Consider the following 20,913-nt stretch of genomic DNA (forward strand, 5'->3'; position numbering starts at 1 on the left):
ACTTTGACTTTTTTAATTAATGATAGTTCCCAATTTTGAGCATCAGCAGCATGCCCATTGCGAAAGCGGTGTGACTGCCAATTTGCTGAATTATTATAAAGTTCCCATTTCAGAACCGATGGCTTTTGGTATCGGAGCCGGTCTGTTTTTCGGTCATTTACCTTTTTTAAAGATCAACGGTACACCAGGCACTACTTTCCGTACCTGGCCGGGTGCAATCTTCAAACGGGTGACACAGCGACTGGGTATTACCATGCATACCGAAAAATTCCGCACGCCGGAAAAAGCAATGGAAGCGCTGGATCGCGCGCTGGAAAATCATATTCCGGTAGGCATGCAGACCAGTGTATTTTATTTGCCGTATTTGCCGGAAGCATTCCGTTTCCACTTCAACGCCCATAATCTTGTAGTATATGGTAAGGAAGGCAACGAATATCTCGTAAGTGATCCCGTAATGGAAGTAGCTACCAGGATCTCTGCAGAAGACCTGGCTAAAGCGCGTTTTGCAAAAGGCGCACCAGAGCCGAGAGGGTTTATGTACTATGTGATTGATGCTCCGAAAAAAACAGATTACGAAAAAGCAGTGCAACAAGGCATCAAGCAGACCTGCTTTATGATGATGTCGCCGCCAATACCATGGTTTGGTAATAAAGCGATCTTTTTGCTGGCTAATAAAATAAAAAACTACCCGAAGAAATTAACGCAACGCAAAGCTTCCCTGTATCTGGGTAATATTATCCGTATGCAGGAAGAGATTGGTACCGGTGGTGCAGGGTTCCGTTATTTATATGCGGCGTTTTTACAGGAGGCCGCGGAAATGATGAAACGAGATGATTTGCAACAATATGCCAGTGAGCTTACCAAAATCGGTGATGACTGGAGAAATTTTGCTTATCACGCTGCGCGTCAGATGAAAAACCGCCAGACAGACCTTGTTTCTTTCGATGAGCTCAGCGATCTTTTGCGTAAATGTGGGGACGAAGAGAAAGCTTTTTTCAAGAAGATGGAGCATATAAAATGGTGATTATCAATTTTATTTTACTGTCTATAAATAATTGTATTAACACAAATCATAAGTGTACGGCGCCCCAATTAATCGAATTAGCGTATCTTCGCACCGATTTTTGTAATTAAATGAAGGCAATTAGAAATATAGTACTGAGCATCATCGACTTTTTTCATAAGCCGTTTGCTAAGTGGATCGATACAACAACGTTTCGCTATCTCGCTTGCGGTGGATCAAACCAGGTGTTGTATATTTTCCTGTACTGGCTGAGCTATAATTTCCTTTTGGCAAAGCATGATGTTCATTTCCCATTTTTGACCGTCACTGCGCCAATTGCAGCCTATATCATAGCGTTTACGGTAAGTTTTCCAATAGGTTTCACGTTGTCGCGCCATATCGTATTTCCGGAATCGAATCTGCATGGCCGGGTTCAGTTTTTTCGTTATGTACTGCTTACTGGCATGTGTATCCTGCTGACTTATCTGTTCCTGAAGTTTTTCGTAGAATGGTGTCATTTCTATCCAACGCCTTCATCTGCCCTGACGAGTGCCATTATCGCAATATTTAGCTTTGTCTCGCAGAAACATTTTACGTTTAAGGTCAAGGAACATTCCGTTTCGATCATTGAAGTGGATGAAGAAGGAGTGATAATAGAACCGGTAGAAGTTCCTGTTCAAAATTAATTTCCTTTAAAATCAGAATATTATGAGCTCCGCAACGACCTGCGGGGCTTTTTTTTGTGCATTTTCGAAAATTTGGCACGCAAATTGATCTAAACTAAGCGGTAAAGAGTTTCATGGTGAAAAAAGGCTGGCTTGTTTTCAGGCTGGCTATTTTTTTGTACTGGTAAACCTATATTTCCGGAAACAGTACATTACCGTAAAGCTGAAATCGTGCAGATGGTAGGAATAATTTTGAGAAGGTGCGCCATACAGACGTATCGGCATATACCATTCAAAGCCGATCGTGGTACGTTGATCGAGTGTGAGGCCTAATCCGGCTGTAGGAGCAATATTTGCTCTGAGGCCGCCATCGGGGTAATCAGTACGAACCAGTCCGCTCGTTTCAATAATCGGCATAATACCCAGATTGGTTCTTAAGAAGAAGTTTCCAACGGGAAACACTTTCTGTACCGTAAGCGGGGCACTCATGCTTAATCCGAAGAAGCCTACAGGTTCCATATTTTCGCCCGATGGCACCGTACTGAAATAAAACAGACTGCCTTGCAATCCAATTCCGATATAAAGATTTTTCTTCTTGGTGGCATATAGTGCATCGCCTCTTATGCCCACGCAGAATCCCGGCATTGGTTTGGTGATATTCTCATTCCGTTCTATAATTTGTGGTAATGCGACGCCCATTACCGGCCCCATTTCAATGATTTTCTGGGCAGATAAATCAGACGTACTCAGCAGTAAAAAAAGCAGCGAATAAAGGGGCTTCATGCACACCTCCTGGTTTCCTACCTAAGTTAGCACATATTAAGATCAGGTATCATTTAGCAATGTGCTTTTTCTGTAAAACTTTTTGAATGGCTGTTTAAGGCATTACGGGTTCGGCATTTGGCGCTGATGCCTTGGCAGTGCTATCAGCTTTATATTTTTGAACACGTTTATCAAATTCCGCGCAGATATCTGTTTTACGTGCATTTTCTGCAGTCTGATAAAATAACGTGGCCCATAATGCGGCGTAGTCGTTTCTGTCTTTCGGGAAGATGGGTTGAAAACCGAAAGAATTCTCTAGCAAATGGTAGGCCTCATATTCATTGGCCCTATTGAAGAAGGTGTTGTTGTAACTCTGTGAGATAGAAGCATAACTTTGAAGTTGCACGCCATTTACCGCCATTATAAATGGATTGGGGGAATGATCCGCCTGAATTACATCGTCGTCCTTGTGATTTTTATAACCTTCGAAAATAAGTGCGAGGTGGTTAAGGTGATTGATAATCCGCTCCTTTATTTCCGCACAAGATTCTTCGTGATCGGGATGAAGGCGCCAGCGGCTGTTTGCCAGACTATACGGATCGTGCTGGGCATCATACTGAACCTTTTCTTTTTGAAATACCAGGTCGTTAGCCATTCTGAATGTAATCCGTTCTCTGTTTGCATCATTGGGAATACGCTGATCCAGCAGATTGTTGAAGCCCGTAATATGCGCGTTGAAAAGGTTGTTGGCGTAATTACTGACTTCGAAAACCCATTTCTTATTGTAAAGGGTTATCGGTCGCTCAGAAGTTAAAGTCAGGATACCACTTTCATTTCGGTACTTCCAATGGCCGTAGTCAAAATAATCAGGTAAATAACCAGTATAGCTGCCGTCTGCACGCAGGTTAAAATAGGCGACCTGTTCTGCCAGTCTGTATCCTTCGTTATGGGCGCTCTTGGCGGATGATATGCTCCACAGGCCCACCAGTTCTTCGTGAGAAGGAATATGCGGCATTTGTTTACAGGACGCGAATACTAAAGCGAACAAAGAGAAAACAGCAATTTGAAGGGCCTTCATGAACCGGAAATTTGGGCTGCAAAGTAAAATAAAAAACATACTTAAAACAGCGATCGCGTAACTTTGCATCCACTATGACGATTGAGCAATTGAAAGAAATGCGCGAGCGGGTTCAGCATCTGCATCGTTTTTTGCGCATTGAAGACCGTCTTGCCAAAATTGAGAATGATAAGCAACTGACTTTGTCACCTGGTTTCTGGGATGATAACCAACGTGCCACAGGTATTCTGAAAGAAATTAAAATCAACCGGTATTGGATCGATTTATATGAAAAAGTGCATTCTTCTGTTGAAGATGCAGCTGTGCTTTTTGATTTCTGGAAAGAGGGCGAGGCTACTGAAGAAGAAGTGAAAGACGCTTACCAGAGAACATTAAACGAAGTGGACGAACTGGAATTTAAATCTACCCTTAATGAGCCTGAAGACGAAATGCAGGCGGTAATGGTGATTAACTCCGGTGCTGGTGGTACGGAAAGCCAGGACTGGGCCGAAATGCTGTTGCGCATGTACCGTATGTACGGTGAACGCCAGAATTGGAAAGTTTCGGAGATTGATGTGCAATATGGTGATGGTGCGGGTATCAAACAGGCGACGATTGAATTTGACGGCGAATTTGCCTACGGTTTACTGAAAGCAGAAAGTGGTGTGCATCGTTTGGTGCGTATATCTCCGTTCGACTCCAATGCCCGCCGGCACACTTCTTTTGCATCTATATTCGTATATCCTTTGATCGATGATACAATCGAGATTGAAGTAAGCCCTGCAGATCTGGAATGGGAATTTTACCGTTCCGGTGGTAAAGGTGGACAAAACGTAAATAAGGTAGAAACAGCGGTTCGTTTGAAACACATTCCAAGCGGCATTATCGTAGAATGTCAGCAGGCGCGTACACAGGGCGAAAACCGCGAGAAAGCTTTGACGATGTTGAAAAGTCGTTTGTACGAAGAGGAAATCCGTAAACGCGAAGAACTGAAGAATGCGACGAATGCCAATAAGAAAAAAATCGAGTGGGGCTCACAGATTCGCTCTTATGTATTCCATCCGTACAAAATGATTAAAGATCACCGTACCGATTATGAAGTCGGTAATGTTGGGCCTGTAATGGATGGAGAAATTGATGATTTTATCAAGGCGTATTTGATGAGTTTTAAGGATGAAGCCGAGTAATAATTGAGATGGAAGATTCGTAAAGGGAGGCTGATCTAAAAAAAATACCAAACCGTAATAATAGCAAGGAACGTGACTACACCAGACAAGAAAAAAAAGAAGCTGTTTGATTTTCGCCTGCTGGGGCGCCTGTTTTTATTTGCGGGCCCTTACAGAGGTGGTTTTATTTTTTCGATGATCCTGTCTGTTGTATTGGCAATACTTTCACCGCTGCGCCCTTATCTGATACAGATATCTGTAGATAAATATATCGCCGGTCATTTGCTGGAAGGACTGATTTTTATTTCCGTTGTTCAGCTTGGTATACTGCTGCTCGAAAGCGGGTTGCGCTTCTGGTTTTTGTACCGGATCAACTGGCTGGGACAAAATGTGGTGAATGATATTCGCAAAGAAGTATTCCGAAAGGTCATTTACCAGGATATTGGTTATTATGATCGCACGGCGATCGGTACACTGACCACACGAACGATCAACGATATTGAAGCGGTCAACGATGTTTTCTCAGAAGGCATCATATCTATTGTTGCAGATGTGCTCACCATCATTGCGATCATTATTGTGATGCTGATTACAGACTGGCGTTTGGCGCTTGTTTGTCTGGCTACTTTTCCGGCATTGATTATCGCTACCTATGTATTTAAGGAAAGCGTCAATAAATCGTTTCAGCGTGTGCGTAATGCGGTTGCACAGCTCAATGCCTTTGTGCAGGAACATATTACTGGTATGTATCTTGTGCAGGCATTTGCTGCAGAAGACCGCGAAATAAAAAAGTTTAACGAGATTAATAAAGAACATCGTAACGCCAATATCAAAGGTATTTTCGCTTATTCGGTTTTCTTCCCGGTGGTAGAAATTATCCTTGCCACCTCTATGGGATTGCTGGTGTGGTGGGGTGCCAAACGCATGCTCCATTATGAAGTGACACCGGGTATTGTAATTGCGTTTGTGATGTATCTCAATCTGCTTTTCCGGCCATTACGTATGCTGGCCGATAAATTTAACGTGCTGCAAATGGGCATGGTGGCTGGTGAACGCATCTTTACGGTTTTGGACAGTGAAGAATATTTGCAGGACAATGGTACGCATGCGCCGGAACAGATTAAAGGCGATGTGCGTTTCGAAAATGTACAATTCAGCTACAAAGAAGGTGTTCCTGTATTGAAAGGAATTTCATTTCATATTCCTGCGGGTAAAACCCTGGCAGTTGTAGGGCATACCGGTGCCGGCAAAACATCTATTATCAGCATTCTCAACCGACTCTACGAAATACAGGGTGGCCATATCTTCATTGATGACGTAGAATTGCGTGATTATGATGTGTACGCATTGCGTCGTCATGTGGGTATTGTACTGCAGGACGTGTTTTTACTCTCTGGCAGTATCTATGATAATATTACGCTGCGCAATGAAAATATTCCGCTGGCCAAGGTGGAAGAGGTTTGTAAAATGCTCGGCCTGCATGAGTTCATCATGCGCTTGCCAGGCAACTATCATTTTAATGTAATGGAGCGCGGTAATACCATGTCGCAGGGACAACGTCAGCTGATTTCTTTTGCGCGTGCATTACTCTATAATCCTTCCATTCTTATTCTGGACGAAGCAACTTCTTCAGTAGACAGTGAAAGTGAGCAATTGATACAACACGCGATTGATACACTTATTTCAGGCCGTACGGCGATTGTGATTGCACATCGTCTTTCTACTATCCGTAAAGCCGATCAGATTATTGTATTGGATAAAGGGGTGATTATAGAATGCGGTAATCACCAGTCTCTGATCGATGAAAAAGGCGCGTACTTCCAGCTTTACACAGCTGTGGAAGGTGCAAAGGAACCGATTTAGGCCGTTAATATGTCGATCGGTAAAATGGTTGACATGCCACAACGAAAAACTGATTATTCGCCACTTAGACATATAACTTTAGATAAGAAAAGCCGGTAGAAACCGGCTTTCTTGTTTTTGGTTTAACAATAGAGGCTAATATCGGTAATGGCCCGGTGGTGGCGGACCGTAGTGTCTGTAGTGATGATGATAATGATGATGCGGATAGTAACCAGGATAAGCTACCACACACGAACTAAGAAATAGGATCGTCAGGAGCGGCAGCATCAATAACCATTTGCCGGATAAAAACGACCGGCGGCATTCTTTCAGGGGATTGTTCTTAAAAGGCTGTTCTTTCATCTTCGGTTCTTTTATTTAATCTATGTACATCAATTAGACTGCCAGAGTTGCGCAATACCTAAAAAGCCAGTGTTAAACTCTTTTAAAAATTGGGTTACCACCTGAAACGCTCCGGTATGGCCTGAGTTGCGTCGCACATTTCAGCGACAGAATAACCACCACCTATGTTGAAAAAATAATTGGGTTTTACTGAGGAAGGCCATATTGCTGTATTCCGGGAATTTTATAGTTAGATCTGTACGCGTTTTGTGCATGTTTCATATATTTACAATACATATGTATATTCTGTATTTTTTATTACAGTGGAGAAATAAATAACAGAACAGGCTGATAATGTATAGATAAGGCTATTCGGACGGATAGTTTTTCTCGGAAATGAGGCTTTGATGCGATAGAATGACCAATTGCCGTAAAGGCAAATAAATGTCGTAAAGGAAATAAATCATTTTGTCAATTGATGGTATGAAAGCAGTACCAGAAATGCACATTGGAAAAAAGGTAAAACGCATTCGGGCGTTTCGCGGTTTAACGCAGCAGGATCTCGCAAATGCCATCGGGAAGACACGTTCGCTCATCTCTCATTTGGAACGGACAGGCGAGGTTAGTAAATATACCCTGAAAGAAATTGCAGACGTTCTTCAGATTTCCGTTGAGCTGCTCGAAGACGAGCCAGAGGTCGGTTTGACAAATGTAAACGAAGCGCCGACACCATATGGGAATGTTACTGAGGCTGAAAAGATGATCGTACAATTGCAAAAAGAAATTATTCATCTGCGTGAGAACATGGCAAGACAATGGCAGCTGATCTTTGAACTCTCCAAACGCTTCGTCGATAAAGTGGACAATGACGATAAAGAGGGTGACCCGCAGAAGGCATAAAAAAAGAACACCGCAGCTGCGATGTTCTTTCCCAATTAATCCCGGAATAGAATTTCCCCTATCTTATAACTACAATTTTTCTCGTTACGAAGCCTTTGTCTGTTTGTATCAGGAATGTATAGATGCCGGCAGCAAGACTAGATAATTTCACCAATTCTTTTTTACTGTTCAGCTGCTGCTGTGCTACAACCATACCAACGTTGTTGATCACCGATAACGTTTGTAACTGGGCTGTACTGCTGTTTTCGATTGTTACCACATTGTTGGCAGGGTTTGGATAGATGTTCAAATCCTTCTCCGCAATAACGTTAGATACGCCCAAACCAGAGATGGTCAGTGTCTTTGTCAGTGTATCACTGCCGCAGTCATTGGTTGCAATCAGCTGTACGGTATAAGTACCGTTGGCGGTATACGTGTGCGTAGGCGAAGCTGTAGTAGCGCTCGTATTATCGCCGAAGGTCCATGCGTAAGAAGTTGCATTCTGTACGTTGGCGGTAAAGCTGATGGCAGGTGATGAACCGCTTGTATTAATAGCAGTGATAGTTGGTAAAGGATCTACCGTTATTGTGATGGTATCTGAAACGGCGCAACCTTGCGCACTGGCTGTTACATAGTAAATGCCTGTTGCATTGACAAGTAAAGTATCGCCTGTAGAGTTGTTGTTCCAATGATAAGTAGCACCGGGGGCATTTGCGAACAACGTCATAATGTTGCCTTGACAGAAGCTGGTGTCGTTGCCGAGATGGATCGCCGAGAGATTACAAGAAGTAATCAATAAGCTGTCCACGAAAATTTCGTTGTCGGCCGGATCGTTGATAGCTCCTTCTGTAGCGTAGATGCCGATTTTCACCACGCCGGTATAACCCGTAAGCGGCACTGTAAAGCGTGCGCCGCCAGTTGTGTTATTAACCGGCGTATTAGCAGCGGTAAACAATTTCACAATGTTAGCTTTGCTCCAGGTAGCACCGTTATTGGTAGAAACGACAATTGCCACGCTGTCATCGCTACCGAGTTGTGCGGGAATAATATCTGCATATTCGACGACACCGAAGTTGAACGATATAACAGCATTACCGCCGGAACCTAAATCAATAGACGGAGATATCAGCCAGTCATTGGTTCCGGTACTGTACAGATTAATATCAACCGCCGGATTATTGACGCTGACGTCATTGAGATAATAACTCGGGTACCATGCGGTGTAATTACCCGAGAGTGTTGTACCCGTTCCCAGATAACCTTGCGCTTCTGTCCAGCAGCCAGGTAAATAGTTGTCGAATGTTTGTATGTAAGGCAACGTTGCGGCGGTAGGGCAGTTCATAGTAAAATAGTAAGGCCCGGCCCAGGAGCTGGTATCGCCGCTGCCGCAAATAGCACGTACATAGTAGTAATAACTGGCTCCCGGAGAGAGGTTGCTAAGTGTCGCCGTTGTACTGGATGCGTATTGCATGACGGGCGTACCGACAAAAAATCCGTTTGTTCCGTATGCTATCTGCCATTGAGCGGGTGTGCCGGTTTGTGTCCAGCCGAGTGTAGCGCTGGAGCCCGTTACAGCAGATGTTGCCGTCAGTGTATTTGGCGCAACGCAAGTTGGTACGCGTACGGTCAAACTATCCATGCCTATGTCCGTACCTCCATAATCACTGACTCCTTTAAAACGGATAATAGCATTGGCGGATGTACTGGTAGTTGCGAACAGCGCGTATGTCCAATCTACAGCAGCTTTCAGCGTACCGAGATTAGTCCACGAACTGCCACCGTTGGTAGATAATGAAACAACAAGCGAATCATCGCCATCCTGATTGATGTAATAGAATGAAATTTCTTTAGTGCCAGCCGGACTTAAATTAATATACAAATCCATGGTGCCGCTATCTAAAGCCGGCGTATTGAAGCTGTGGAATCTAGCTGAGTGCGCACCGTATTTCGAAGCCGGAGTGTAGTCGCCAGCGGTGCTGCTCCAGTTTGCAGAAGATCCTTGATCATCTCTGCGCCAGGAATTATCTCCAGTTCCCGGACTCACAATCCACGAATTGCCAGGCAGCTGATTAGTATAACAACTGGTGGTCCAGCTTTCAAACGATTGGTAGTAGGGCAGCGTAGCGACCGTTGGTGGTGCGCTTTGTGCTACGGTTACAGTGTTGGAATTGACGCTGGCGCCGCCGTTTGTACAGGTAACTTTTAACCGGTAATCAGTCGCGGCGGTTTGATTAGTCACCGTATAGTTCGCAGTATTGGCGCCTGTGATATCGGTGAATGTACCGGCACCTGTTGGTGAACTTTGCCATTGGAAGACAATTCCCGGAGTTGCAGTTGCACCAGCCGTACTTAATGTAAATGGTGAACCGATACAGGCTGTTGCGGTATTGGCAGATGCCGTTCCGGCAGCAGGAGTACCATTGCAGGCCGGTGGAGGGTTCCAGGTATAAGTAAGCCCGGATACCGGAATGCTACTGCTGCTCAGACTTATGGTGCTGTTGTTTGAACCTCCTGCAGTTGAGAGTGCCCAGGTGCTGGTCCGGTTGTTGTAATCGCTGGAGGATGCACCGCGCAGCCCGACCTGAGCTGTCCGTGTACTGGAATTGGAGATGAATGAACTGCCATATACTACTGAAACAGTTTGATTGGCTGTATTACCGCCTCCTTCACTCAGTTGTATCTGAAAGTTCAATCCTACATTATTCGGAGCTGTGCTGGAATTAGCATAGATGCCCATGTTTTTGAACTGGATAATGAAAGTGCGGTTGGGTGATGTACCGGTTGTGGCAGTACGTATTTCACCAGATGTGAAACTGAAGAAATCACCAGTGCCGGATGATGTGGCCGCTGCAGACATAGTAATGGTATTCGCGGTAAACGATGAGATTGTCGCGCCCGCAGGAACATCATTACCTTGTATTTTTGCACCGGCTACACAACTAGTGGTGTTACTCACATTGGTAATGGTAGCCGATCCGTTGGTAAAAGTACCGGTAGCACCAGACGGTCCCATCAGGTCTACTCCTAATGCAGCAATGATACCGCTGAAATCCGGATCGGATCCGCTGATCGGCGTGGAACCTAAGAATGTGCCGGAGCCAAAAGCAATCCATCCGTTAGTGCAGATGGTCGCTTGTGTGTAAGTGCCACCGTTAAAATAGAATGAGAACGGCAAAGTAATCGGATGATAAATAAAATCGTCCATTGCAGCAGAATCATCTCCGCCCGGATAAGGTTCGGAATTTGAAACGACAACGGTGCCGCCAGTAATCGGTGTGTAGGTACCGCTGCTTTGTGAAAACGAATAATTGGAGACCAGTTGCCCGGTCGATTGCAGGGCAAGCAGAAACAGAGACGCAAATAATGCAGTCGCTTTAAGGATTCTGCCACCAGATAAAGAGAATAGAACCTTTTTCATAGGAGCAAATTTGATAGATGCCTACTCTGTTCCGGATTTTCGGCGTCCTCCCGGCTTACTTTTTTGAGGGTTTTCAGCCATATGCCCTCTGTAGAGAAGTGTGTAGGTGAGCGTGTCGAGATGGAAAACGGCTAGCGCAAAGATTTGTCTGTTTCAGGTCAAAAAGAGAAAAAGGGGATCTATTGGTTTTCCGGGATTAAGTCTATAAATATATTTAATATGTCTATTTGTAGCAAAAAATAATTAGGTAAAAATTATGATGGGTGGCAAAAGGCTAAAGTTCAAAGCATAAGCTGCGAACGTGCAAACCGGTTTTCGCCGAAATGCCTCTTTGCCTCTAGGAAAATCTGCGCACAAAAAAAGCGTTCACCGAAGATGAACGCTTTTGATTTTTGATTTTTCAATTTTTATCCGTGATAAACTCTCGATGCTACAATCATCCCTTCTTTGATCTCCAAAACTTCGCCGACCAGCATATCCGGTTCGTTTGCAACCTGACGAGTATATTCCATAAAGACGCGCTCATTGTTCGCCGTCAGCGAGGTGACTACGTAATGCAGTGTTGGAAGGCGATCAAATGAATCCTGCCACCAGGCGCGTAATGCAGCTTTGCCTTTTACCAGGCCGTTTGTTTCCGGTTGACGGATTTTCAACTTCGGACTATAATGCACCGCTTCGTCATGGTATAAAGACAAAAGATTTTCGAGGTTATGCTCGTTGAACGCAGCAAACCATGCATGCGCAATTTTTTCTAAAGCTTCAGGTTGCATTTAGTTATTCTTTTAAGGGAAATTATTTTACGTTTTTATCCAGCCACTCCGTCATCGTCTGTAGTGCAATCGGAGCAAAGGTTTCTTCAATTACACGATATTCCTCAACGGAGCAAGTGTTGCAGGTTTGGAACAAATGATTCAAACCTGCAAGTTCGCGTACTTCATAGTTTTTGGTTTTACTTTTTGCTAATGAAGCACGAATGCCATCAAGATTTGGCTGTGAAACTACCTGAATGTCTTTCTCTCCGTTTAATGCCAGTACTTTGCAGGAAAGCTTTTCGAGATACACAGTTGGATTAATCGACAGGAAATAGTGAAACCAGGGGTCATTATACATCTGTAGAAACAGATCGGTAGATTCCGTCACGGCTTCCGGTCCGCGCATATCCAGTCCGTCCAGGATTCCGGGTTCTGCTTTTAGTTGCCACTGTTTTACTGCCTCTGTAATTTTTTGCCTTGCAGTGGCACTGTCTTTGCTGGCATTGATCGCCATTACTGCACCGTAATAAAGAAAACCATATTGGTCCGCCAGTACTTCAGTTAAACCTTTTTTCTTCATTACTGCCACGTTTTGCAGTTCCATTCCTTTGGTTGTCGGAATACCCACTCCCGCCAGCATTACGATGAAATCGACATCTTTCCTTTCGCTCGCTACTATTGGTGCAATGATTCCACCTTCACTGTGTCCTATCAGTCCCATTTTTTTGTCATTCACCTCTTTGCGCGATTTGAGATAATCGAGGTGCGCATTTACATCTTTGGCAAAATCTGCAGTAGTTGCACCATGATAAATACCCGTTGTTTTACCAGTGCCGCGATCATCTACACGCAGCACTACATAACCGTGTTTGGTGAGTTGATCTGCTATTACGGCAAAAGGTTTGTGACCGAATACTTCTTCATCGCGGTTTTCCGGTCCGGAGCCAGTAATCAGAACTGCCGCAGGGAAAGGACCTTTACCGTTTGGAATAGTAATGGTTCCTGCATAAGTAATGGAGTGGTCCTTATTGGTAAATGTTACATCTTCCGATTGGTAATTGAATGGTGGTTTCGGTGTTTGCGGACGTTTCAGTTCGAGGGGAGTAGCCGTTCTTTTTAATGGTACAGAGTAAGTGCTGCCTGCCTGGTGCCATTCGCCGTCAATACTATCTGCGGATATCAGTACGCCGGTATATTGAATGCCAAGATTACTCATGTCTATGAGCAGACTGTCTTTATCTACAATCACCTCTTTTACCTGAAGCCCCATTGCACCCTGATCCGGACTATCCACTGTACCTTTTATCTTGCCGTTTTCTTCAACGAAATGAAATGTCAATGGCAAACGCTTGCCGAGGTTAATGTTGCCTTGCCAATGACCGATCAGTTTTTTTTGTGCAGTCAAATCATCAGACGTCAGATGTTTTACCGGAGCGTCTGAAACTTTCGATGATGGTGCGGCATCGTCCATTTTTTTAAATGGTATTGCCATGCTTCTGCCTGCCTGGTGCCATTGGCCGGCAATACTATCATTGGATGCGAGCAAGCCGGTATATTGAATGTGGATATCACTCATGTCTACCAGTATGCTGTCTTTATTGCGTTTTATCTCTTTTATTGGAAGTCCTGTAGAGCCCTGGTCCGGACTGTCCATTGTGCCGGTAATGGTGCCATTCGCTTCTGTAAAATGAAAGATCAGACGAAGCGGTCTTGCGTCTGAGCCGACATTGGCCTGCCAGGTGCCGGTAAGTTTTTTCTGCGCATATAAGTGACTGCCTGCGCCAAGCAGCAATAGCGTAAATAGAAATGAAAGATGTTTCATGAGGGGCAAAAGTAATAGATGGAAACTGATAGTTGCTGTTAAAATGTTGGTGAATTGTGAGGGGCTAATGGTGAGTGTCAAAGCTCAAACGTAAGACGTCAAATCTCTCGTGCAGCGTCATTGCCGAGGCACAAAGCAATTTGCACAAGAAAAAAGCGACACCGTATAGGTATAAAACAAAATAGTTCCCGCGGAGCTGCGGGAACTATTTCAAAGATATTTGGAAACTTAGTTTGTAAACTAAGCTACTGTTTCACTAGCTGCAACGTAAGAAAGTGCTTTGGTCACCAGGTTTTTAGAACCGATGAAGATTGGTTCGCGTTGGTGCAGTTCGGTAGGCTGAACATCCAGAATGTCGACATGGCCAGTGCTGGCCAGACCACCCGCAGCTTCCATCAGGAACGCCATTGGGTTACATTCGTATTGCAGACGGAGTTTACCGTTTTTATTGCTTTTATCAGCAGGGTACATGAAAATACCACCTTTGATGAGTGTGCGGTGCATATCAGCCACCATTGAACCGATATAACGGTGAGAATAAGGACGGCCTTCTTCTTTGTTGCTTTCCATGCAATGATTCAGGAAAGATTTCATACCGTCATCATATTTCTCCGTATTGCCCTGGTTAATAGAGTAGATCTTACCTACTTCCGGACATTTCATATTTGGATGAGACAGACAGAATTCACCGATAGATGGTTCCAGCGTGAAGCCGTTTACACCCAGTTTAGTAGCATAAACCATCATTGTGCTTGAACCGTAGATAACATAACCAGCGGCCATCAGACGATTACCCGGTTGCAGAAAATCTTCTTTCGTACATGGTTTGCCCAGTTCGCTTACACGGCGGTAGATAGCGAAAATGGTGCCGATCGGTGCGTTTACATCGATGTTTGAAGAACCGTCAAGCGGATCAAACAGTACTACGTATTTAGAATTGAAAGAGAAAGTATCTTCAAAGCAAACATGATCGTCGTTTTCTTCAGATGCGATACCGGCACATTCCGAGCTGTTTTTCAGTACGTTAATGAGTGTTTCATTAGCGTAAATATCCAGTTTCATTTGTTCCTCGCCTTGCACGTTTGTAGCGCCGTGTTTGCCGAGAATATCTACCAGACCAGCTTTGTTTACCTGTTTGTTGATCATTTTAGATGCCAGGCTTATATCGCGAAGCAGGGCGGAAAGTTCTCCCGTTGCCTGAGGAAAGCGGCGTGTTTCCTGGATGGTAAATTCATCCAGTGTTATCAGTTTACGTTGTGGATTCATTTATTGAATTTTTCCTGAAATATTAATGCAAAAGTAATAAAGATGCCCGTAAATTGAGGCTTCAATACCTAAATGCTTCATTTGCAAGTTGGTCGCTTTTATGTTAACGGCCCATGAAATTTTTTACATCGTTTTGGTTTTAATTTTTGACAGCTTACTTTTCCTAAATGGTTCAGTTTTATAAAAATATCAATCGGCAAACGCTGGAAATAGAGCAGCCACAAGGTGCTAACTGGATTAATGTGACGCCGCCGTTCCAGCAATCGGAAATTGATAATTTATCTGAATCACTCTCGATACCACGTGATTTTCTTACCGATACACTTGATATTGAGGAACGTGCACGTTACGAAGTGGAAGACGGCGTCAAGCTGGTGATTTTGAAAACCCCGGTGGAAAATAAATCACTCAATGAAAGTGACGCCTATTATATTACCATTCCGATTGCGATTATTGTAACCGAGCATAATCAGGTGATTACGGTGAATTCGTTTGAGAATGTAGCCATTCGCCGCTTCCTGACCACGTTTGCAAAACGTCACCCGGAACGCCCGAATATGATGGTGTTAAAAATCTTTGAAAAAGTGGTGATGGATTTTATGGAAGTGCTGAAAGAAATCAATCACCGCCGCAACATTCTGGAACAAAAATTATACGATGCCAACCGGAATGAGGAGTTACTTTACCTGATGCGTGTACAAAAGAGCCTGGTGTATTTCATCACTGCCTTGCGTTCCGACGAATTACTGCTGATGAAAATGGAGCGGACCAACTTTCTAAATTTTGATGAAGAAGAGCGGGAGTTTCTTGCCGATCTGATTGTAGAATTTTCACAGGCCCTTGAGATGGCCGATACGTATACCAACATCCTTAGTTCTACGATGGATGCATTCGCCAGCATCATCAACAACAACATGAATATTGTGATGAAACGTCTGACGGCTATCACGATTATCTTGTCGGTACCGGCTCTGGTGGCTGCTTTCTTTGGTATGAATGTGCATTTTCCGACAGAAAATACAATCGTTGGTTTTTACGCAGCCATTATCATATCGATCATCATTTCTGTAATCATGAGTTTGTATTTCAATAAAAAGCGCTGGTTCTAATGACAGAGAAAAATTTTAATGTGCGGGTTTACGGTCTCTGGTTACAAGACGGACAAGTGCTGGCTTGCGATGAATATCTCAAAACAATGAGGGTGGTCAAGTTTCCCGGTGGTGGCCTTGAGATGGGCGAGGGAACCCTCGATTGCATTAAACGGGAATGGATGGAGGAGCTGGGATTGGAGATAGAAGTGCTGAGCCATTTTTATACGACTGATTTTTATCAGAAATCAGCTGTCGATCCGTCACAGATCATCAGTATTTACTATCTGGTTCGTCCGCATGTTCCTACAGGTTATGTTTTTCCTAAAAATGAGGTGGAAACCTTTCTGTGGCTACCGGTTGACGACGCACTTCCCGGAAAAATCACGTTGCCGATTGATATCAAAGTGGCAAAAATGCTTGCCGGGCTCGAATAAATATCTGTAATTATTTTCTTTAATTATCAGCATATAGGCAGAGGCCCACATATGTTGCGGTTTCTCCTTGTTATCTTTGTAAACTGTATGAAATTACTACTACAATATCTCAGCCGTTACAGGGGGCTTATCCTGCTAACGCTGCTGATGGCTACCATCAACCAGGTTTTTTCCCTTTTCGATCCTTATATTTTTGGCCACTATCTTATTGATCCTTTTGCCAACAAGGTGGGGCAATTTAAAAGTGCCGGCAAGGACAATGAATTTTTCAGGGGTGTATTGATCGCGTTAGGAATGCTGATCACTACTGCGATGATATCGCGTATTGCTAAAGCTTTCCAGGATTATACTACGAATGTCGTGATCCAGAAATTTGGTGCACGGCTGTATACCGACGGTTTGCGTCATGCGTTGCGTTTGCCTTATCAGGATTTTGAAGATCAGCGCAGTGGTGAAACACTTTCCGTATTGCAGAAAGTGCGTGCCGATTGCGAAAAATTCATTACCAGCTTTGTAAACGTATTGTTTGTAACTGTTGTAGGCATTGTGTTTGTGATGGTATATGCGTTTACGCTGAGTCCGTGGTTGCCGGTTATTTATTTGGGCGGTGCCATTGCGTTGAGTGTGCTGACCAGTGTGTTGAGTAAAAAGATCAAGTTTATTCAGAAGAACATTGTGAAAGAAACCAATGCACTTGCCGGTTCTACAACAGAATCGCTCCGCAATATTGAATTGGTAAAAAGTCTCGGTCTCACTAATCAGGAAATTCGCCGTCTGAACGCTAATACCATTAAGATTCTTGGCCTGGAACTGAAAAAAGTAAGAAGCATCCGTTCTATTTCATTCGTGCAAGGAACATTTGTAAACTTCCTGCGTCAGTGTATCATGTTTGCTTTGCTGTATTTTCTCTTTCATGATAAAATCACGCTGGGCCAGTTATTCACGATGCAGTTTTATTCCTTCTTCATTTTTGGTCCATTGCAGGAATTGGGTAATGTAATTCTTTCTTATCGTGAAGCGCAAGCGTCGCTGAATAACATGGAAGAATTGATGAAACGTCCTGTAGAAGTGAAACCAGAGCATCCAGAAGCAATCAACGATATTCAGACACTGCGTTTTGATTCGGTTCGTTTCCAGCATCAGACTGCGATGCGTCCAGCATTGGAAGAAATCAGCTTTGAAGTAAAACGAGGCGAAACGATTGCTTTTGTTGGTCCATCGGGTTCTGGTAAAACAACATTGGTGAAATTGCTGGTTGGATTATACCCGCCGAATAAAGGTCATGTTTATTATAATGGTCATGCCGGCGATAAAATTGATTTTGATGAGCTGCGTCACCAGATTGGTTTTGTAACACAGGATACACAGTTGTTCTCGGGTACAATCAGAGAAAACCTGCTGTTCGTAAATCCGGGTGCAAGCGATGAATTGATCAACGATGTGTTGCAGAAGGCTGCTTGTCAAAACTTGCTGGCTCGTGCAGAGAATGGTATCCACACGATGATTGGTGAAGGTGGTCTGAAACTTTCCGGCGGTGAACGTCAACGTTTGTCGATAGCACGTGCACTGCTCCGTAATCCGCATCTGATGATTTTTGACGAAGCTACTTCCGCGCTCGATTCATTGACCGAAGAAGAAATTTCCATGACGATTCGTAATATCACTGATCAGCGAGAGCATATCACGGTAATGATCGCACACCGTCTTTCTACCATCATGTATGCCGATCGCATTTATGTGCTTGAAAAAGGCCGTGTAGTAGAAACGGGTACACACTTATCACTTATCGAAGAGAAAGGTCTGTATTACGCCATGTGGCGTCAGCAAATTGGTGAAAGAAAGGAGACGCGTGCTCCGCAGCTGAATTAGTTTGTGAGATGTGGTGAATGTGGGGAATGTGTTTCTTAATGCGATAATTCGCGAATGTGAAGAATGAGATTTAATACAAGGAATGGTCGGACGACTCCAAGTCGTCTGACCATTTTTCTTTATTTCTATAAAATAAACGAGTGAGACGACTTGGAGTCGTCCGATTGTTTTTACAAGTGCTGTTTTATCAAAGCATAACTGTCGGTATAAAAAGTACTTACATTATAGCCGGTTATCGTCATCAACATTTCCTTATTGCACAATGTTCCGTTACGCAACCCGGCGTAATCTTTGAATGAAGAGTATTCCCAGTCTTCTAGACGATTTACCAGTCCTGCGCGAATCGGGTTTTGGTGAATATAATGCATGCAATTGATTGTGTACTGCTCTAATGTTAGTGAGGTAGTTTGTTGCAACATTTCGGAAAGCGATTTTGCTTTCGTTTTTTGCTGAAAGAGAGAGCCAGAATCGTTTTTTTGTTTATTAATCGCGCGGCAATAGCTACTTAACGCCCCGGCCGATGTGGGATGCAAGTCGCTGCATCGGTTTCCCTCCATAAGAAGCGTGTTCGATGATGCTGGACTTATTGGCACGTAACAGTAGATGAAAGTGATTGGGCATAAGGCACCAGCATAGAATATCACTATTGGGTGCAATTGATTCTTTTATTTTTTTCAAAAAGAAAATGTAGTTCTCGTCTTTAAAGAAAATCTGACGTTTATTATTTCCACGATTATATACATGATATAATTCGCCTTCGATAAATCGCATTGTTTCTCCTTTTTGAAGGGAGTAACGCAATTTTCTTGCCAAATTTAAATGGTCGGACGACTTCGAATTGTCTGACCATTTAAATTTGTTTCTAAGACAAACTAATCAGACGACTTGGAGTCGTCCGACTAGGTTAAAGCACAATATTCTGCAGCATCTCGCTTTTTTCCGGATAATCAGTATTGAAATGCAGACCACGGCTTTCTTTGCGAAACTCTGCACTTTTTATAATGAGATAACCGATCGTAATGAGATTACGCAATTCCAGCAACTGCGGCGAAAGATTGGTGGATTTGTACAGGTCTTCTGTTTCGGTATGGATGAGGTCAATGCGGCGCATAGCACGTTGCAGACGCATATCATTGCGCACAATGCCTACGTAGTCACTCATGATTAACTGCAGCTCCTTCAGGCTTTGCGTAATTAGAATCATTTCCTTCGGATCAGTAGTGCCTGATGCATTCCAGTCCGGAATATTTTCGTTGAAATCAATGCGCCCAATATTCTCAGCTGCATCTTCTGCACATCGGTGAGCAAATACTAAAGCCTCCAGCAGCGAGTTAGAAGCAAGACGGTTGGCGCCGTGCAAGCCCGTACTACTGCATTCGCCGCAGGCATAAAGATTACGGATCGATGAATGACCGATTGCATTCACCTTAATGCCGCCACAACAATAATGCGCAGCTGGTGCTACAGGAATCATCTGCTGCATTACGTCTATGCCAATGTCCATGCATTTTTTATGGATATTAGGGAAGTGCGCTTTGAATTTGCTTTCATCCATGTGTCGACAATCGAGATACACATGTTCCGTACCTGTGCGTTTCATTTCATTATCGATGGCACGAGCTACAATATCACGCGGTGCTAAATCTTTGCGGCTATCGTAGCGTTCCATAAATGCTTCGCCGTCTTTGTTGCGAAGAACACCGCCATCGCCGCGTACTGCTTCTGTAATCAAAAACGAAGGACTAATGCCTGCTTCAAAAAGAGCAGTAGGGTGGAACTGGATAAATTCCATATTCTCAATTCGGCCTTTGGCGCGATACACCATAGCGATACCGTCACCTGTTGCAATACGGGGATTTGTTGTTGTACGATACACTTGTCCTGCGCCGCCAGAAGCCATCAGGGTAATGCGTGATAATATTTTTTCGATCTCGCCAGTCTGCAGATTCAATGCATAGACGCCAAAGCAATTGATGTCTGGTGTTGATTTGGTAACGAGAAATCCTAAATGGTGTTGTGTGATGATATCGATTACAAACCAGTGATTGTGGATATGAATGTTTGGATATTTTTTCACCTCTTCTATCAAAGCGCGCTCCATCTCAAAGCCCGTAATATCCTTATGGTGTAGTATTCTGAATTCAGAATGACCGCCTTCTTTTCCGCGCAGATATTCACCTTCTTTGTCTTTATCGAAACGCGTGCCCCATTCAATAATTTCATTGACACGATCCGGCCCTTCCTTTACCACAAGCTCCACGATGTCTTTATTACAAAGGCCATCACCGGCGATCAGTGTATCTTTAATATGTTTCTGAAAACTATCGTGCTCCAGGTCATTTACAACAGCAATGCCACCTTGCGCATATTTGGTATTTGTTTCGTCCGTATTGGCTTTTGTAAGAATTGTTATTGTCTTGTCAGGAAAACGGCGTGCAGTTTTTACGGCAAACGTAAGTCCTGCGATGCCCGAACCGATAATCAGAAAATCTGTTTTCAGCATAAAATGAACAGCTTGGAATAGCAATAAAAAAAACGGTTCCCG

At 43.7% G+C, this 20,913-nt stretch carries 17 protein-coding genes; 8 read left to right on the forward strand and 9 right to left on the reverse strand.

The window, feature by feature from the left end; translation table 11 throughout:
• Positions 1-19 precede the first annotated feature (19 nt).
• Together DN068_RS06370 and DN068_RS06375 are read left to right on the forward strand one after the other, a co-directional pair.
• Complete coding sequence (locus tag DN068_RS06370) at positions 20-1,024, forward strand: BtrH N-terminal domain-containing protein (protein ID WP_207798862.1); 1,005 nt, start codon at positions 20-22, stop codon at positions 1,022-1,024.
• Between the two features lie 110 nt (positions 1,025-1,134).
• Entirely contained in the window at positions 1,135-1,689 is a 555-nt protein-coding gene (locus tag DN068_RS06375) for a GtrA family protein (RefSeq protein WP_243630130.1), read from the forward strand.
• Between the two features lie 147 nt (positions 1,690-1,836).
• Here the strand turns inward: DN068_RS06375 and DN068_RS06380 are convergent, their stop codons facing one another.
• Entirely contained in the window at positions 1,837-2,451 is a 615-nt protein-coding gene (locus tag DN068_RS06380) for a hypothetical protein (RefSeq protein ID WP_123985251.1), read from the reverse strand.
• A 94-nt stretch (positions 2,452-2,545) separates the two neighbouring features.
• Positions 2,546-3,508, reverse strand: coding sequence for a hypothetical protein (locus DN068_RS06385; protein ID WP_110998059.1), 963 nt, complete (start codon positions 3,506-3,508; stop codon positions 2,546-2,548).
• A gap of 74 nt (positions 3,509-3,582) precedes the next feature.
• Between DN068_RS06385 and prfB the strand changes: the two genes are divergently transcribed.
• Positions 3,583-4,674, forward strand: a complete 1,092-nt coding sequence (prfB, locus tag DN068_RS06390) for a peptide chain release factor 2 (RefSeq protein WP_110998060.1) — start codon at positions 3,583-3,585, stop codon at positions 4,672-4,674.
• 72 nt (positions 4,675-4,746) lie between these two features.
• Entirely contained in the window at positions 4,747-6,516 is a 1,770-nt protein-coding gene (locus tag DN068_RS06395) for an ABC transporter ATP-binding protein (protein WP_243630133.1), read from the forward strand.
• A gap of 135 nt (positions 6,517-6,651) precedes the next feature.
• Here the strand turns inward: DN068_RS06395 and DN068_RS06400 are convergent, their stop codons facing one another.
• Positions 6,652-6,858, reverse strand: a complete 207-nt coding sequence (locus tag DN068_RS06400; protein WP_110998062.1) for a hypothetical protein — start codon at positions 6,856-6,858, stop codon at positions 6,652-6,654.
• Between the two features lie 462 nt (positions 6,859-7,320).
• On the opposite strand from DN068_RS06400, the gene DN068_RS06405 reads away from it, so the two are divergent.
• Positions 7,321-7,737, forward strand: a complete 417-nt coding sequence (locus tag DN068_RS06405; RefSeq protein WP_110998063.1) for a helix-turn-helix domain-containing protein — start codon at positions 7,321-7,323, stop codon at positions 7,735-7,737.
• Positions 7,738-7,795: 58 nt separating this feature from the next.
• On the opposite strand, the gene DN068_RS06410 is transcribed toward DN068_RS06405, so the two are convergent.
• From DN068_RS06410 to fbp, 4 genes are all read right to left on the reverse strand, one after another.
• Complete coding sequence (locus DN068_RS06410) at positions 7,796-11,134, reverse strand: PKD domain-containing protein (RefSeq protein WP_110998064.1); 3,339 nt, start codon at positions 11,132-11,134, stop codon at positions 7,796-7,798.
• Between the two features lie 407 nt (positions 11,135-11,541).
• On the reverse strand, positions 11,542-11,904 hold the full coding sequence (locus tag DN068_RS06415) for a nuclear transport factor 2 family protein (protein WP_110998065.1): 363 nt from the start codon (positions 11,902-11,904) through the stop codon (positions 11,542-11,544).
• Positions 11,905-11,926: 22 nt separating this feature from the next.
• Positions 11,927-13,708 (reverse strand): alpha/beta hydrolase family protein, encoded by a 1,782-nt coding sequence (locus tag DN068_RS06420; protein ID WP_110998066.1) that lies wholly within the window; start codon positions 13,706-13,708, stop codon positions 11,927-11,929.
• 240 nt (positions 13,709-13,948) lie between these two features.
• Positions 13,949-14,974 carry a class 1 fructose-bisphosphatase gene (gene fbp / locus DN068_RS06425; RefSeq protein ID WP_110998067.1) on the reverse strand — a complete coding sequence of 342 codons (1,026 nt, stop codon included), beginning with the start codon at positions 14,972-14,974 and terminating at the stop codon, positions 13,949-13,951.
• Positions 14,975-15,141: 167 nt separating this feature from the next.
• Between fbp and DN068_RS06430 the strand changes: the two genes are divergently transcribed.
• The 3 genes from DN068_RS06430 (at position 15,142) to DN068_RS06440 (ending at position 18,368) form a co-directional block, all read left to right on the forward strand.
• On the forward strand, positions 15,142-16,083 hold the full coding sequence (locus DN068_RS06430; protein WP_110998068.1) for a magnesium transporter CorA family protein: 942 nt from the start codon (positions 15,142-15,144) through the stop codon (positions 16,081-16,083).
• Entirely contained in the window at positions 16,083-16,499 is a 417-nt protein-coding gene (locus DN068_RS06435) for an NUDIX hydrolase (protein ID WP_110998069.1), read from the forward strand. The genes DN068_RS06430 and DN068_RS06435 overlap by 1 nt, the downstream gene beginning before the upstream one ends.
• A gap of 87 nt (positions 16,500-16,586) precedes the next feature.
• Positions 16,587-18,368: an ABC transporter ATP-binding protein gene (locus tag DN068_RS06440; protein WP_110998070.1), complete on the forward strand. Its 1,782-nt coding sequence runs from the start codon at positions 16,587-16,589 to the stop codon at positions 18,366-18,368.
• A gap of 170 nt (positions 18,369-18,538) precedes the next feature.
• On the opposite strand, the gene DN068_RS06445 is transcribed toward DN068_RS06440, so the two are convergent.
• Both DN068_RS06445 and nadB read right to left on the reverse strand, forming a co-directional pair.
• Complete coding sequence (locus DN068_RS06445; protein ID WP_123985252.1) at positions 18,539-18,787, reverse strand: hypothetical protein; 249 nt, start codon at positions 18,785-18,787, stop codon at positions 18,539-18,541.
• 485 nt (positions 18,788-19,272) lie between these two features.
• Complete coding sequence (nadB, locus tag DN068_RS06455) at positions 19,273-20,871, reverse strand: L-aspartate oxidase (RefSeq protein WP_110998073.1); 1,599 nt, start codon at positions 20,869-20,871, stop codon at positions 19,273-19,275.
• Between the last annotated feature and the right edge of the window lie 42 nt (positions 20,872-20,913).

The organism is Taibaiella soli (genome assembly GCF_003236175.1).
Taxonomy (GTDB): Bacteria; Bacteroidota; Bacteroidia; order Chitinophagales; family Chitinophagaceae; genus QKTW01.

Bases quoted from the DNA above. Each gene is read 5' to 3' on its own strand.
- DN068_RS06370 (WP_207798862.1), top strand. From the start codon at position 20: ATGATAGTTCCCAATTTTGAGCATCAGCAGCATGCCCATTGCGAAAGC.
- DN068_RS06375 (WP_243630130.1), top strand. From the start codon at position 1,135: ATGAAGGCAATTAGAAATATAGTACTGAGCATCATCGACTTTTTTCAT.
- DN068_RS06380 (WP_123985251.1), bottom strand. From the start codon at position 2,451: ATGAAGCCCCTTTATTCGCTGCTTTTTTTACTGCTGAGTACGTCTGAT.
- DN068_RS06385 (WP_110998059.1), bottom strand. From the start codon at position 3,508: ATGAAGGCCCTTCAAATTGCTGTTTTCTCTTTGTTCGCTTTAGTATTC.
- prfB (WP_110998060.1), top strand. From the start codon at position 3,583: ATGACGATTGAGCAATTGAAAGAAATGCGCGAGCGGGTTCAGCATCTG.
- DN068_RS06400 (WP_110998062.1), bottom strand. From the start codon at position 6,858: ATGAAAGAACAGCCTTTTAAGAACAATCCCCTGAAAGAATGCCGCCGG.
- DN068_RS06405 (WP_110998063.1), top strand. From the start codon at position 7,321: ATGAAAGCAGTACCAGAAATGCACATTGGAAAAAAGGTAAAACGCATT.
- DN068_RS06410 (WP_110998064.1), bottom strand. From the start codon at position 11,134: ATGAAAAAGGTTCTATTCTCTTTATCTGGTGGCAGAATCCTTAAAGCG.
- DN068_RS06415 (WP_110998065.1), bottom strand. From the start codon at position 11,904: ATGCAACCTGAAGCTTTAGAAAAAATTGCGCATGCATGGTTTGCTGCG.
- DN068_RS06420 (WP_110998066.1), bottom strand. From the start codon at position 13,708: ATGAAACATCTTTCATTTCTATTTACGCTATTGCTGCTTGGCGCAGGC.
- fbp (WP_110998067.1), bottom strand. From the start codon at position 14,974: ATGAATCCACAACGTAAACTGATAACACTGGATGAATTTACCATCCAG.
- DN068_RS06430 (WP_110998068.1), top strand. From the start codon at position 15,142: ATGGTTCAGTTTTATAAAAATATCAATCGGCAAACGCTGGAAATAGAG.
- DN068_RS06435 (WP_110998069.1), top strand. From the start codon at position 16,083: ATGACAGAGAAAAATTTTAATGTGCGGGTTTACGGTCTCTGGTTACAA.
- DN068_RS06440 (WP_110998070.1), top strand. From the start codon at position 16,587: ATGAAATTACTACTACAATATCTCAGCCGTTACAGGGGGCTTATCCTG.
- DN068_RS06445 (WP_123985252.1), bottom strand. From the start codon at position 18,787: ATGTTGCAACAAACTACCTCACTAACATTAGAGCAGTACACAATCAAT.
- nadB (WP_110998073.1), bottom strand. From the start codon at position 20,871: ATGCTGAAAACAGATTTTCTGATTATCGGTTCGGGCATCGCAGGACTT.